Raw genomic sequence first — 15,218 nt, 5'->3', positions numbered from 1 at the left:
AATCTTAGTTTTATTAAGCGCCCGCAAATTCAGTTAAAACAGAATGCACCACAAGTCTATTATTTAGCAATTTTATTCCGAGGTTTTACTAAAATAGCTAAGTAACTGGTTAAAATTAATTTACTATCCTTTCTAACGAGAATGTAGTAAAAAGGCCTTAATATTTAATTGTCAATTCACACAAAAGTCTAACATCTTGATACTTGTATTTCATTGCTTGATAGTTTGATATAAAGACAAGGGTAAATAGCTGAAAATTAAATATGTAAGAATGTTGTGTCTGGAAGGCTTTGGTCGCTTTATTTACTCCGGCTTCTTGTCTTATTTTTTTAAAGCGCTTGACATAAATATGGTCTTAGAAGAAAACATTTTCCTTTCTATACATTGGGTAAGATAATGCGTATACTTTTACCAGTTGGTCAGAAAACGAGGCGTTTCTTTCGGAATCTATTTCAGATGATATGGCTAGTAAAAACAGCTAATTAGAAATTCGAAAAGAACATCAGCCATGTAAGTAAACCAATAAGCGCTACCCGGAGTATTTGCTTTGTATTGAATATGTTTCTATGAATAAAATTTACCTGAGCCGTTTCTCCTTCTGGTTAATTCTTTTTTTAATAACAGCATGTGCCGTACATCAACCTTATTACCGGCAAGATGTACTAAACTGGCAGCAGAATACTCCACCCGCAGCTAACCAGTTAAATTATTCTATCTTTTTAATCGGCGATGTGGGAGCGCCCGCCCGGAACCCGCTAGAACCTTCATTAAATTTTCTGCGCAAGCAATTACAAGTGGCCGGCGAAAAAAGCGCCGTTGTATTTCTGGGCGATAATATTTACTCTTTTGGCTTGACTGAACCGGGTAGCCCTGGCCGGAAAACCGATGAAGAGCGCATGCGCACCCAACTGGATATTTTACAAGGTTACAAAGGCGAAAAGTACATGATTCCGGGTAACCACGACTGGGCTCAGGGGCGACCAGGTGGCTTGCAATCCGTTATCCGGCAAGAAGTATTTGTGGAAGAGTACCTGCAAGATACTTCGGCCGTGAATGGAGGTAACTTTTATGTGCCCGACGAAGGCTGCCCCGGCCCGTACGAAGTTTTTTTGCAAGAAGATCTGGTATTAATTGCTCTTAATTCCCAATGGTGGTTGCAAAGCGAAGAGCGCCCCTACGGCCCTAACAATTACTGCAATGTTTCCGACGAAGCGGAAGTGCTCGTGCAACTGGAAGATATAATTAGTAAAAACCGGGGCAAAAACATTATGGTAGTAGGGCACCATCCTTTACAAACCAACGGTACCCACGGCGGTAATTTCCGGTTAGCCGATCATATTTTTCCGTTAACCATGTTAAATCCGTGGTTAGTAGTACCTCTGCCAGTAATTGGTTCTATTTACCCATGGGCTCGTCGGTACGGAGGTATTAGTCAGGATATTCCGCACCCTAAGTACCAGGCCTACGTGAACGGCTTAATGAATATTTTTAAGAAATACCCCAACGTAGTATATGCCGCCGGCCACGACCATAATTTACAATACTTTAAAAAAAATAACGTACCCGCTATAGTAAGCGGCTCGGGCTGCAAAACGCAGTACATGAAGCGCGGAGGAGACGAAGCTCAATTTGGCCACGAACAAAAAGGCTTTGGCGTAGTAAATTATTATAAAAACGGCGAAGCCTGGCTCGAATTCTGGGAACCCAAAGGAAACGGCGACCAGGGAGAATTACTATTCCGGACGAAAATATACCAGCGCCAGGATGCTGCTCCGGTTAAACAAACGCCAATAGTGGCATCTACTCTAAGTTTTAAAGATAGCAGCATTACCATAGCGGCAAATCCGGAACAATACCAAGCCGGTAAAACCAAGCAATTTTTATTAGGCGCACATTACCGCCGCGAATGGGCTACTCCCGTAAAAATGCCCCTTTTAGATTTACAAACCGAACAAGAAGGTCTGGTTCCTTACCGTTTGGGTGGTGGTAAACAAACTACTTCGCTTCGGTTGCGCAACGAAGCCGGCCGGGAGTTTTCCCTTCGTTCGGTCAATAAAAACCCGGCCCGTATTCTGCCACCTGATTTGCGCCAAACCTTGGTTCAGGATTTACTTCAGGATCAGATTTCGGCGCAGCATCCGTACGGAGCCTTAATCTTGCCCCGTCTGGCCGATGCCGCTGGGGTATATCACGTTAATCCTAAATTGGTGTACGTGCCCAACGACCCGCGTTTAGGTAAGTATCAGGCAGTTTTTAATAACCAGGTAGCCATTCTGGAAGAAAATCCCGACGAAGATCACCGTAACGTAGCCAGTCTGGGTTTTGCCAGAAATTTAGTAGGTACCGATAAAGTGCTCGAACGCAAACGTCAGGATAACGACAATACAGTAAATGAAGTAAGTTATGCCCGAGCGCGGCTTTTTGATATGCTAATTGGAGACTGGGACCGGCACGAAGGTCAGTGGCGCTGGATAGAACGTAAGACCAACGACGAACGGGTTTTTGAGCCTGTGCCTAAAGACCGGGATGTAGTATTTTTTAAAGCGGATGGTTTTATTCCTTATTTACTTACCCGCAAATGGGCCGTGCGCAATGTGCAAAATTTTGATTACACCTTTAACGATTATATTGGCCTTAATTTAACTGCTTTAACTACCGACCGTACTTTTTTAGCTTCTGTAACCAAAGAACAATGGATAGCCGAAGCGGAAAAAATAAAGCAAAACGTTACGGATGCAATTATTCAGGAAGCCATTCAACAGTGGCCTTCAGAAATTACTAAATTATCCGGAGCAGAAATTGCTGCTAAACTCAAATCCCGGCGCAACTACTTGCCGCAATTAGCCGCCGATTATTATTATTTTCTGGCCAAAACGGTAGATGTGGCCGGAAGTGATAAACGCGAAAAATTTGTTATAACCCGCTTAAATAACGATCAAACCCAGTTATTAGTAAATAATATTCGTCGCGATGGCTCTATTGGCCGCCAGGTATACAACCGCACTTTCCGGACAGATGAAACCAAAGAAATTCGTTTGTATGGATTAGGAGGGGACGATGTTTTTAACGTGAGCGGGCGAGTAGATAAAGGCATCCGGGTGCGTATAATTGGCGGTAGTGACCACGACAGCATTTCGGACAATTCCGTTGTAAAAGGACTCCGCCGTAAAACCATAGTGTACGATACCAAAGCCGACAATTATCTGGCTTTCGGGGCCGAAACAAAAGACGAAACAAAAGAATACAAAGAAGTAAACAGTTACGACCGCACGGCATCGCAAATGCCATATTTTGGCCCGCGCTTGCCTTTCGGTTTTAACCCCGACGATAAATTTTACCTGGGAGTAGGTTTGGTTTACCGCACCCGCAAGTTCCGGAAAGAGCCTTACGCCGCTGAACACCGCTTGCAGGGCAATTATCTTTTTGCTTCGTCGTCGTTTAACATCCACTACCAGGCAGACTTAAAACGCTTGTTCGGTAATTATGATTTAGGTATAAAAACTTCTTATTATAACCCGCAATTGTTATTTAATTATTTTGGCCAAGGTAATAAAACGGGCGCAGACTTAAGTGAAATTAAAGATTATAGACTAAAATTTTCCCGGTTGTACTTTTCGCCTACCATTAATAAAGATATTGTAAGTTTTTTAAAATTTGGTATTGGTCCGCAATACGATAATTTTCGGATAGATTCGGCGGCTTCTGGTAACCAAGCCCAAAGATTGGCACGAACCACCGATGAAAACCAAGGCGTTTACGAAACAAATAAATACTTGGGGCTGCGGCTATTTCTGAACCTGGAGGCGGCGAGCAACCCATTGAATCCGTACATTGGCATTAAGTTTTTGAACGAAGTAACGTTTAACCGCGAAATAGGGCATAACCGTTTACGATATACGAACATAAATTCGCAGGCAATTTTTTATCTCACCCCAAATTTTCCTTTTCAGTTAACCTGGGCCGGGCGTTTGGGAGCCGCTCATAATTTTGGCGATTACCGTTTTTTTCAAGCTAACACTTTAGGCGGAACTACTAATTTGCGCGGCTATAACCGAAACCGCTTTGCCGGCCGCAGTAGCGTTTACGCCAACGCCGAAGCCCGCATTCAATTATTTAAATTTAACTTGTATTTGTTTCCGGGTAAGTTTGGTACGTTGTTATTTTACGATACCGGTCGCGTATTTGCCGATACAGATACGTCGCAAAAATTATTTAAAGAGTTGCATCACAGTTATGGGGTAGGAGCCTGGGTAGATCTCTTTAATAAAGCTGTTTTTTCCGGTACGTATTCTATCGGCGGCGAAACCCGGTACTTTAATCTTACTTACGGTTTTTTATTTTAAAATTAAAGTTCTCTGATAAGAAGCATTACTTACCGTTAACAATAAGGTAAAAAAGATTTAGTCCGAATGGATTTAATCATTTAATCAATCTCACTTAAAAAAGCTAAACCTACCTGTTAGGAATACCGGCAAGATGCTAATCGTCAGAAATTATATAAAATTTACGCGGAGCTGAAAACCAGTAAAGTTATTAATTAATATAGTAATAAATTAATTTTTTAATATATTACCGCTGCTTTCGAGTAAAAGAAAAAATAAGCTAATATTCAAAATTTCAGCTGTGGGCTGCAGACCACAAATTATCGACTAAATGTATGATTAAGGCCTGTATTTTTGATTTAGACGGAGTTATTGTAGATACCGCAGTGTATCATTATCAAGCCTGGAAGCGGTTAGCTAATGAATTGGGGTTTGATTTTACCGAGCATCAAAACGAGCAATTAAAAGGAGTAAGCCGCGTACGGTCGTTAGAGTTAATTCTGGGCTGGGGCAATGTAAGCAAAACTCCCGTAGAGCAAACCGAGTTAGCTACCCGCAAAAACCAATGGTACGTGGAAATGATTAACCGCATGCAGCCTTCTGAAATTTTACCCGGCGCAAAAGAATTCTTACAAACCGCCAAAGCAGCGGGCTTAAAAACGGCGCTTGGGTCAGCGAGTAAAAATTCAGCTACTATTCTGGAACGGGTTGGTTTGTTGCCGCTCTTCGATGCCATTGTAGACGGAAACCACGTAACCGCTTCTAAGCCAGATCCGGAAGTGTTTTTGAAAGGGGCTGAAGCGCTTGGTTTAAATTCAGCGGAGTGCGTTGTTTTTGAAGATGCAATTGCGGGAGTGCAAGCTGCTAAAGCCGGTAGTATGAAAGTAGTAGGTATTGGGTCGCCGGAGGTATTAACGGAAGCGGATTTAGTAATTGCCGGATTACACGAAATGACCCTGGAAAAATTACAGGCATTAGATTTATTGCAAAAATAGTAAATGGTACTTGGTAGCTGATAAATAGTAAATAAGCCTCCTGCCTTGGATAAAGAGGGATTAGAGTGGTTGATAACTTCGTGGCTAAACCGTTTCTTTTTGAATACAAGCAATTTAATTTCTTATTGTTCCAACTAAAAGTAAAAGCAGTTAAGAAGAATATATTTTAGGACTCTAAACGTTTTATTCTAAGCAATCGAATCATCATGAAAAATTATATAAAAGTAGATGAGTGGAATATTATTGAAGAAGGTTTCGATCCGCACCTGAACAAGATATCCGAAAGTATTTTTAGTTTGGGCAACGGCCGCATGGGGCAGCGGGCGAATTTTGAAGAAACCTACACCGGCGAAAGTTTGCCGGGTAATTATGTGGCCGGGGTTTATTACCCTGATAAAACCCGCGTAGGCTGGTGGAAAAATGGTTACCCGGAATATTTTGCCAAAGTACTTAATGCCGCCAATTGGATTGGTATTGACGTAAAAATAGACGACGAAACCCTTGATTTGCACACAGCTAAAATTTCCGATTTTCGTCGGGTACTAAACATGCGCGAAGGTTATTTGCAGCGTTCGTTTACCGCCGAGTTACCCAGCGGCAAACAGGTAAAAGTAAACACTAAACGCTTCTGCAGCATCGTTGACGACGAGGCCGGTGCTATCTGCTACCGTATAACACCGCTTAACTTTTCCGGTAATTTTACTTTTACTCCTTTTATTGATGGTGATGTAAAAAACCAGGATGCCAACTACGACGAAAAATTTTGGGAGGAAGTTACGAAAGAAGTAAACACCGATACGGCTTTCCTGACCATGCGCACGAAGAAAACGGCTTTTGAAGTTTGTACCGGAATGCAGATTGCCGTTTACCAGAATGGTCAGCCAGTAGAGGTACAATCCCAAACTATCCAAAGAGAAAAATATGTAGCCAGCCAGTTTACTGTGGCAACTAAACAGCAGGAAGAAACAGTCATCTTTAAATTTGCTGCTAACTTATCTTCCGAAAATTATCCTAAAGAACAGCTATTACAACATTGCCGGGAAGTAATCCAAAAAATATCGCATAAAGGTTTTGACCAGATGTTGCAGGAGCAAGCAAAAGCCTGGATAGCGAAATGGGAAGAAAGTGACATTGCAATTGAAGGCGATATTACCGCACAACAAGGTATCCGGTTTAATATTTTTCAATTAAACCAGACCTATACCGGCGAAGATGCCCGCTTAAATATTGGCCCGAAAGGTTTTACCGGCGAAAAATACGGCGGTACTACTTACTGGGACACCGAAGCTTACTGCGTACCTTTTTACCTGGCTACTGCCGATCCGCAGGTAACTCGTAATTTACTTATTTACCGCTACAAGCACCTGCAAAAAGCCATTGAAAACGCCGAAAAACTAGGATTTACTAATGGTGCGGCCTTGTATCCAATGGTAACCATCAACGGCGAAGAATGCCATAATGAGTGGGAAATTACCTTCGAAGAAATTCACCGGAATGCTGCTATTGCCTTTGCCATTTATAATTACGTGCGATATACCGGCGATGCCGCTTATTTAAATGAGTATGGTTTAGAAGTACTATTAGGCATTGCGCGGTTTTGGGCGCAGCGGGTAAACTGGAGCGAGGCGAAACAGCAATACGTGATGCTGGGCGTAACCGGCCCTAACGAGTACGAAAATAACGTTAATAATAACTGGTACACCAGTACTATGGCCCTATGGTGCCTCGAATATACCCTGGAAGCAATTGAAAAAGTAAAAAATAATTCTCCGGATAAATTCGCCGCTATTATGCAGCACACTAGCTTTCGGGAGCAGGAAGAAATAGCGCAATGGCAACACATTCTGCAAAATATGTATTTGCCCGTGGATGAAGAAAGAGGTATATTCTTACAGCAAGATAATTACCTGGACAAAGAAAATATTCTGGTAAAAGATTTAAAACCTGCTGATCGGCCGCTTAACCAAAAATGGAGCTGGGATCGTATTCTGCGCTCTCCGTTTATTAAACAAGCCGATGTGTTGCAAGGCTTTTATTTCCTGGAAGACCGGTTTGACTTAGAAATTATGCGCCGGAATTTTAATTTTTACGAGCCCCGCACTGTCCACGAAAGTTCTTTATCGCCGTGCGTACACGCGATTTTGGCCGCCAAACTTGGCGATGAAGAACGGGCTTACCAATTTTACCTGCGTACTTCCCGCTTAGATCTCGACGATTATAACAACGATACTGAAGACGGTTGCCATATTACCTCCATGGCAGGCACCTGGATGAGCGTGGTAGAAGGTTTTGGTGGCATGCGCGTACGTAAAAATCAATTGCATTTCAATCCATTTTTGCCCGGCAAATGGCAGTCGTTTTCTTTTAAAGTTGGGTTCCGGGGTGTTTTGCTGAATATTAAAGTAAGTAAAGTAGGTGTCCAGTTAACGAATCAGTCAGGTAAAGATATTTCGGTAGTAGTATACGATAAGCCGTACGAAATAAAAGCAAAAGCGCAAGTTTTAGCCGAGCACGAGTTTGCCGCTTAGTAAGAGAACTTGTACCTCTAATGATAACTAAAAACCTGATGAACGGTTTAATAGTTACCAGCCTGCTGCTGGCAGGATGTACTCCCAAAGCTGTGCCCAAAACAAATATGAATACGCAATACACTACCGAAGAACCGGTTAAAGACAATAAATTTATTATTTACCAGATAATGGTGCGGTTATTTGGTAATAAAAATACCACTAATAAACATTACGGTTCCCGTGAGGAGAATGGCGTAGGTAAGTTTAACGACATTACCGATAAAGCCTTAAGCGAAATAAAAGCTTTAGGTGTTTCGCATATTTGGTATACCGGCGTTATTGAACACGCTACCATGACAGATTATTCGGCATACGGCATACAACCCGATGACCCGGATATTGTAAAAGGTATTGCCGGTTCACCTTATGCCATAAAAGATTATTACGATGTAGCTCCGGATTTAGCCATTGAGGTTAAAAACCGGATGACTGAATTCGAAGCATTAGTCCGGCGGACGCATCAGCATCAATTAAAAGTGATTATTGATTTTGTGCCCAATCACGTAGCCCGTACCTATAACTCAGATGCTAAACCAGCCGTAGTAATAGATTTTGGAGCGAATGATGATAAAACCAAAGCTTTCCATCCGCAAAACGATTTTTATTATATTCCAGGACATTCGTTTGTAGTGCCGGCCGGTACCAATGCCGGAGGCGATGCGTTTACAAGTTCCTTAAAAGATGGTAGATTCGACGAAAATCCGGCTAAAGCAACCGGTAACGATGTGTTCTCGGCTACTCCAAGTTTAAATGATTGGTCGGAAACTATAAAACTTAATTATGGAGTTGATTATCTGGATAACCGGAGAACGTATTTCGATCCGATTCCGCCGGTTTGGGAAAAAATGCGCGGTATACTGGTGTTCTGGGCGAAAAAAGACGTAGATGGTTTCCGCTGCGACATGGCCGAAATGGTGCCGGTAGAATTCTGGAATTGGGTAATACCCGCGGTAAAAAAAGTAAATCCCAATATTATTTTCATTGCTGAAGCGTATAATCCGCAGGAATACCATAAATATTTTACCATTGGCCAATTTGATTTTCTGTACGACAAGGTAGGTTTATACGATGGCCTAAAACGCCTGATCCGCGATGAACCAAACGCGCACGTAAATAATATTACCTATGTGTGGAGCCAGGAAAGCCGTGGCTTTTCTTCCCGGATGGTTCGTTTTTTAGAAAATCATGACGAGGAACGGATTGCCTCAGCAGGTTTTGCGGGCAATCCATGGTTAGCTAAACCCGCAATGGTCGTTTCGGCTACCTTATCTTCCGGGCCAGTGATGATTTATTTCGGGCAGGAGGTAGGAGAGCCCGGTCGGGGCAACGAAGGTTTTGGGGGCGAAGATAATCGCACCACTATTTTTGATTACTGGGGTGTACCCGAGCATCAGAAATGGATGAACAATGGTCAGTTTGATGGGGGTGGATTAAGTGAGGGCCAGAAGAATCTACGAGCCTTTTACCAGAAATTACTTACCACAACCGCCCACAACCAAGCCATCCGAAGCGGTAAATTTTACGAACTAGCCCATCTGCCTGGCTTTTCACATAAACAATACGCTTATCTCCGCTTTACCGAACAACAACGGGTATTGGTAATTGCTAATTTCGACCGGCACCAGGAGTTAAAAAGTACCATACATTTACCCCAGGATTTATTCGAAACCCTGCAAATTTCCGGTAAAAAAAGTGTAACTTTTAAAAATATACTGACAGGTGGTTCCTTTTTTATAACGGATATTCAAGCGGGTATTCCCGTAAATGTTCTGCCTGCGGATGCTTGGTTGTTGGAGTTTTAACCAGTAGTTAAAGCTAATAGTAATTTATAAGACGTTATTGTTGATTTTGTAGACTCGTGTAGATATTAATCAAAGCGTCATTATGCCTAAAGATAGGAGTCAGTCTCTCGACGGGCGGATCTCTGCTTGCTAAGGTTTTACTAAATGAGAGACTGGTTGTTAAACATTAACTGGTTATAACTCCTATGTGAAGGCTAGTGTCAGGATAAGTATTTTATAAATTAGATTCTATTTATAACACCGGCTACCCAATTTATTGCCTCCATTTTTAAATGAAAGCCTTAAGGCTAAAGAACTTTATGTAAAAAATATGGCACAAGTATTTCAATCCGCTTCTTCCAAAGCAGCCATCGAAAAGCCTCGTTTATCCTTCTGGCAAATCTTTAACATGAGCTTCGGATTTTTAGGTATCCAGTTTGGGTTTGCCTTACAAAATGGTAATGCTTCCCGCATTCTGCAAACCTTTGGGGCCGATGTGGAGCATTTATCTTTATTCTGGCTGGCTGCGCCCATTACCGGCATGATTGTTCAACCTATTATCGGCCATTACAGCGACCGCACGTGGAACCGCTTGGGTCGGCGGCGACCTTATTTTTTAACTGGTGCCATTTTATCGGCATTGGCTTTAATTATTATGCCGAACTCGGCAGTACTGGCTAATCTGTTACCACCTATTTTAGTAGGGGCCGGAATGCTGATGATTATGGATGCTTCATTTAACGTAGCCATGGAGCCTTTTCGGGCGCTGGTAGCCGATAATTTACCTGATGCTCAACGTAGTGATGGTTTTTCAATCCAAACCTTTTTGATAGGAGTAGGAGCAGTGGTAGGTTCCTTACTTCCCTACATCATGGCTGAATGGTTAGGAATCTCTAAAACGGCCGCACCAGGCCAGATACCTGCTAACGTTATCTATTCTTTTTACACCGGGGCGGTTTTTTTAATTGGAGCTATTGTTTGGACGGTAATCACTACCAAAGAATATTCGCCGGCTGAGTATGCGAAATACCATCCGGATGAAGATGGAGTGGAAGAGCAGAAAGGTCTATCTACCATTTTTACGGATTTCTCTAAGATGCCGGTTACTATGCGGCAATTAGGACTAGTGCAGTTTTTTTCCTGGTTTGCCTTGTTTTCGATGTGGGTGTATTCTTTACCAGCTATTGCAAACCACATCTACCATGTTGCTCCAGGCGATACTTCTTCCGCTAAATTTGCCGATGCTGGTAATTGGGTAGGGTTTTTATTTGGAATTTATAATGGGGTTTCGGCGATTTATGCGTTGTTCTTACCAGCTATTGCCCGGGCTACCAGCCGTAAAATAGCGCACGCAATTTCGTTAACCGCTGGCGGTATTGGGCTTCTGTCCATTTACTTCATTCAAAATCCAGATTATTTAATTTTTTCGATGATTGGCGTAGGTTTAGCGTGGGGTAGTATCCTGGCTATGCCGTATGCCATTTTATCCGGCTCTATTCCGGCTAAAAAGATGGGTGTTTATATGGGCATTTTTAACTTTTTTATTACTTTCCCGCAAATAGTAAATGGGCTTTTTAGCGGTATAATTGTAAAACAAATCTATCAGGGTCAAGCCATTTACGCCATTGTATTAGCCGGTATATTCATGATTTGCGCTGCTGTTTCAGTTTTGTACGTGCACGATAGTAAAGTTACCATTACCCATTGATTTTTAAATGAATTAAGATAATTATGGAAACTGCGGATAGAAAAGAAATTCTGACTTTAGTAAATCAAGCTCATAGTTTAGTAGAGAAATTGTATTTGCAAGATCCGACGGCTAAAGGTTCTGCAGAATGGTTGAACAAACGCCGATTACTTTTGGCTGATTTATCATTGCATCTGGTTCAGGCATCCGTATCTGGCGAAAAGATGCGTCCTGAGTTATTGAAACGATACTTGTATTCTGTCCTTACTATTGCTCAGGATTTTTTACCTGAAATAGACCTAAGCCATACTGCAGAGCAGCTAATGACGGACGAAACAAATCAGGTTTTGGAGATGCCAAATTAATTAAGTACATGCTAAACTAGATTAAAAGGAACAATAGAATTAATAAATTCATTAACAGCCGAGTTGCATTCTGTTAATCCGCTAATTAAACCAGATTTTTAGTAAAAAATTCTACAGCTCTTCGTTCAGAATAATATTGGTTCTGCCGGTAATTTTCCACGAAACCAACGTGCCCACCATCTTTAGGCATTTCCAGGTATAAAAAGGGATTAGCTTCTGCCTCCACTACTGGAAAGCACTCCGGCGATAAAAACGGATCATTCTGAGCGTTTACGAGTAACGTAGGAATACTAATATTAGATAAATATTGTTTAGAACTGCACTTAGTGTAATATTCGTGGGCATCTTTAAAACCGTGGATAGGAGCAGTATAACGATCATCGAACTCCGGAAAGGTGCGTAGATGGTGGTAATTTTCTAACGTCATGGTAGCAGGCATTAAAGATTCTTTAGCTGCTAATTTATGCCGTAAAGATTTAAGAAACCGCTGCATATAAATCCGGTTTTCAAGCTGCGCCATTTTGCGGGAAGCGCTGTTTATGTGGCAAGGAACCGAAAAAACAGCTGCTTTCTTAACTTGAGTTGGTACTTGCTCCGGTCTCTGCCCCAAATAATTTAAAGTAATATTTCCGCCCATGCTGAAACCGATTAGGTATAAATCCTGGTATTGGTTGGTCTGTAGAGCATATTGTACCACCAGTTCCAAGTCATCGGTAGCACCCATGTGATAAGACTGAAGTAATTTGTTCGGTTCACCGCTGCAGCTTCTAAAATTCCAGGCCAGCGTATCAAAGCCAGCCAGGTTCATTTCCTTAACCATACCTTTAATATAAGGCCGACTAGCATCACCTTCCAGACCGTGCGATAAGATGACCAACTTTTGGTTTTTTGATTTACTTTCGCTCCAGTCTAAATCCAGAAAATCGCCATCAGGAGTAGTAATGCGTTCACGTTGATACATTACTCCAGATACTTCCCGGAACAAACCTGGAATTATAGTTTGAATGTGACCGTTGAAAAAATAAAAAGGTGCCCGGTACGAGCTCTTAACTACTGGCATGAAAAGCTGAATTTATTTAGGTAATAACTTTTGGTATTACACTTTATTTTATTGTATTAACAGATTTTGAGTGTTAAATCTTACGTTTTTAAACCGTTTGTCAGTAGTTAACTCAATAATAAAGAAGTTGGCGTACTATTTATAAATCATAGAATAAAAGTATAATAAGTAGTGGTTTACTCTAATTGTTTAAAAGAGAAGTATTTGTAATCCTGAAATGGACAAGATAACTTACTATTTACTGAAAGATATTTAAATTAATAGTTTGGAATTAAAAGTAAATACTCTTAACTTTGCCCACTCATTTAGAAAAAAGTACAAGAAAATTATATTAATATATCATGGCTAACCATAAGTCGGCATTAAAAAGAATTAGAGCAAACGATGCGAAGCGCGTTTTAAACAGATATCAGGCAAAAACTACCCGTACTTTTGTTAAAAAGCTGAAAGGCACTACGGATCAGGCAGAAGCACAAGAACTGTTCAAAAAAGTATCTTCTATGCTAGATAAATTAGCTAAGCGTAACATAATTCATAAAAATAAGGCCGCTAATAATAAGTCTAAATTAGCCAGACATATTAACGCTTTAGCTGCTGCTTAATTTGTAAAAGAGTTATTCTTAACTTTTTTATAATTTTAGAAGCTTTACCTTTCTGGTAAAGCTTTTTTTATGTCTTTTAAAAGATAGTTTTGTTCCTAGGCGGAATTTGCTAAATTGTTAATAATAAATGAATTAACTTTTTAATTACGGGTTATTGAGGTTCTATTTATTTTATAAGTAAGTGGTCAAAATCAGTTTAAGGTAGAGCAACATGATCTTTTACATTATTCAGGAGAAAACTATTTGGCTTAGAAGCTCAGTAGTTTCTTCCTGAAGTACAGAGTACTTTAACTTATTTTAGTTCTCGCATTTATATATTTATCTTTTATTCATATACAAAGCCATAAAAAGTAAAAAGTCCGGGCGATTAGCTCAGACTTTTTACTTTTAACTTTAAACGTTTATTAGGCAATACTTAATTTTATTGTATTTGCGCTTATACGTTCCCGCACCGGAATACTGGTTACATTAATATAAATATCACCGGGCTGCAGGTGGTTGTTTTGGGTCAAGACTGCGCGGAAATCAGTAATTAATTCATCTGTTGATCCAGGATCTCCTTCGTAGTAAAAACCTCTTATCCCCCAAACTAAATTTAATTGATGCAGCAATTGTTGATTATCCGTGAAGATAAAAATATTAGCTTTAGGACGGTGTTTGGCAATTTGAAAAGCCGTGTAGCCCGAGCGGGTCATGCAAATAATAGCTTTGGCGTTAGTGTCGCGGGCAAGCGCACAGGCATTGGCTACTAGCATCTTGCTATAAAACGATTGAACGTTAGGCGCTAAGTTAATGACCTTATTAAACACTCCAGGTTGTGCTTCTACTGAAGCAAGAGTCCGGCTCATGCTACGTACCGTCTCCAGAGGGTAAGAACCCGCCGCTGTTTCAGCGCTCAGCATAACTGCATCGGCTCCATCTAATACAGCATTAGCCACGTCGTTCGTTTCGGCTCGGGTTGGCCGGGCATTAGTAATCATACTTTCCATCATCTGGGTAGCTACAATTACCGGCTTGCCGGCCTTATTACACTTATCAATCATCATTTTTTGCAGCATCGGTACTTCTTCTGCCGCAATCTCTACTCCCAAATCTCCCCGCGCTACCATAATACCGTCGGTAACCGCAATAATTTCATCTATGTTACGAATGGCTTCTGGCTTCTCAATTTTAGCAATAACCATGGTTTTTTTGCCGCGTTCCGAAATAATGCGTTTTATTTCGTGAATATCTTCGGCTCGCCGCACAAACGATAAGGCTACCCATTCTACGTCGTTATCTAAGCCAAAATGGAGATCTTCAATGTCTTTTTCCGTTAAAGAAGGAGCCGAAACGGACGTATCGGGCAGGTTAATACCTTTACGGGGTTTTACCGGGCCACCATATACCACTTCAACGTCTACTTCTTTGTCATTGTCTGTAGCTAGTACTTTTAATTCTATTTTACCATCGTCAATCAGGATGGCATCACCGGGATTTACATCTTTGGCTAAATCTAAGTAAATAGTAGAAAGCCGGGTAGCCGTACTAACAGAGTAATCGCAAACTAATTTAATTTTATCGCCAGCATTAATTTGCACCATGCCATTTTCTACATCGCCCAATCTAATTTTAGGGCCTTGTAAATCCTGCATTAAGCAAATGCTTGTGCCTAGTTCCTGGTTTATCTGACGGACCGTATTTACCACATGTTGATGATCGGCATGTTTACCGTGCGAAAAATTCAAACGAAAAACGTCGGCACCTTCCAAAACGAGCGCTTTCAGCATATCGTACTGGTTACTGGCAGGTCCGACGGTGGCAATTATTTTGGTCTTATTAAAGCTTATTTCCATA

The 15,218-nt window shown here is 41.2% G+C and carries 9 protein-coding genes; 7 read left to right on the top strand and 2 right to left on the bottom strand.

The window, feature by feature from the left end:
• Window positions 1–566 precede the first annotated feature (566 nt).
• From HUW48_RS19755 to HUW48_RS19730, 6 genes are all read left to right on the top strand, one after another.
• On the top strand, window positions 567–4,343 hold the full coding sequence (locus HUW48_RS19755; RefSeq protein ID WP_182412579.1) for a metallophosphoesterase: 3,777 nt from the start codon (window positions 567–569) through the stop codon (window positions 4,341–4,343).
• A 314-nt stretch (window positions 4,344–4,657) separates the two neighbouring features.
• Entirely contained in the window at window positions 4,658–5,317 is a 660-nt protein-coding gene (gene pgmB, locus HUW48_RS19750; protein WP_182412578.1) for a beta-phosphoglucomutase, read from the top strand.
• Between the two features lie 206 nt (window positions 5,318–5,523).
• Complete coding sequence (locus tag HUW48_RS19745; protein WP_182412577.1) at window positions 5,524–7,845, top strand: glycoside hydrolase family 65 protein; 2,322 nt, start codon at window positions 5,524–5,526, stop codon at window positions 7,843–7,845.
• 38 nt (window positions 7,846–7,883) lie between these two features.
• Complete coding sequence (locus HUW48_RS19740) at window positions 7,884–9,689, top strand: alpha-amylase family protein (RefSeq protein ID WP_182412576.1); 1,806 nt, start codon at window positions 7,884–7,886, stop codon at window positions 9,687–9,689.
• 310 nt (window positions 9,690–9,999) lie between these two features.
• Window positions 10,000–11,376, top strand: a complete 1,377-nt coding sequence (locus tag HUW48_RS19735; protein WP_246343552.1) for an MFS transporter — start codon at window positions 10,000–10,002, stop codon at window positions 11,374–11,376.
• Window positions 11,377–11,399: 23 nt separating this feature from the next.
• Complete coding sequence (locus HUW48_RS19730) at window positions 11,400–11,720, top strand: hypothetical protein (protein WP_182412575.1); 321 nt, start codon at window positions 11,400–11,402, stop codon at window positions 11,718–11,720.
• Window positions 11,721–11,805: 85 nt separating this feature from the next.
• On the opposite strand, the gene HUW48_RS19725 is transcribed toward HUW48_RS19730, so the two are convergent.
• The gene (locus HUW48_RS19725) at window positions 11,806–12,780 is read right to left on the bottom strand and encodes a YheT family hydrolase (RefSeq protein ID WP_182412574.1); all 975 of its coding nucleotides are present in this window, start codon (window positions 12,778–12,780) and stop codon (window positions 11,806–11,808) included.
• A gap of 341 nt (window positions 12,781–13,121) precedes the next feature.
• On the opposite strand from HUW48_RS19725, the gene rpsT reads away from it, so the two are divergent.
• Window positions 13,122–13,382 (top strand): 30S ribosomal protein S20, encoded by a 261-nt coding sequence (gene rpsT, locus HUW48_RS19720; protein WP_182412573.1) that lies wholly within the window; start codon window positions 13,122–13,124, stop codon window positions 13,380–13,382.
• 404 nt (window positions 13,383–13,786) lie between these two features.
• On the opposite strand, the gene pyk is transcribed toward rpsT, so the two are convergent.
• Window positions 13,787–15,217: a pyruvate kinase gene (gene pyk, locus HUW48_RS19715; protein ID WP_182412572.1), complete on the bottom strand. Its 1,431-nt coding sequence runs from the start codon at window positions 15,215–15,217 to the stop codon at window positions 13,787–13,789.
• Window position 15,218: the final 1 nt, after the last annotated feature.

Origin of the sequence: Adhaeribacter radiodurans, assembly GCF_014075995.1 — a bacterium.
Lineage (GTDB): Bacteria > Bacteroidota > Bacteroidia > Cytophagales > Hymenobacteraceae > Adhaeribacter > Adhaeribacter radiodurans.
Note: the sequence above shows the minus strand (reverse complement) of the source record. Positions and strands in the feature narration are given on the sequence as shown.

Bases quoted from the DNA above. Each gene is read 5' to 3' on its own strand.
- HUW48_RS19755 (WP_182412579.1), top strand. From the start codon at position 567: ATGAATAAAATTTACCTGAGCCGTTTCTCCTTCTGGTTAATTCTTTTT.
- pgmB (WP_182412578.1), top strand. From the start codon at position 4,658: ATGATTAAGGCCTGTATTTTTGATTTAGACGGAGTTATTGTAGATACC.
- HUW48_RS19745 (WP_182412577.1), top strand. From the start codon at position 5,524: ATGAAAAATTATATAAAAGTAGATGAGTGGAATATTATTGAAGAAGGT.
- HUW48_RS19740 (WP_182412576.1), top strand. From the start codon at position 7,884: ATGAACGGTTTAATAGTTACCAGCCTGCTGCTGGCAGGATGTACTCCC.
- HUW48_RS19735 (WP_246343552.1), top strand. From the start codon at position 10,000: ATGGCACAAGTATTTCAATCCGCTTCTTCCAAAGCAGCCATCGAAAAG.
- HUW48_RS19730 (WP_182412575.1), top strand. From the start codon at position 11,400: ATGGAAACTGCGGATAGAAAAGAAATTCTGACTTTAGTAAATCAAGCT.
- HUW48_RS19725 (WP_182412574.1), bottom strand. From the start codon at position 12,780: ATGCCAGTAGTTAAGAGCTCGTACCGGGCACCTTTTTATTTTTTCAAC.
- rpsT (WP_182412573.1), top strand. From the start codon at position 13,122: ATGGCTAACCATAAGTCGGCATTAAAAAGAATTAGAGCAAACGATGCG.
- pyk (WP_182412572.1), bottom strand. From the start codon at position 15,217: ATGGAAATAAGCTTTAATAAGACCAAAATAATTGCCACCGTCGGACCT.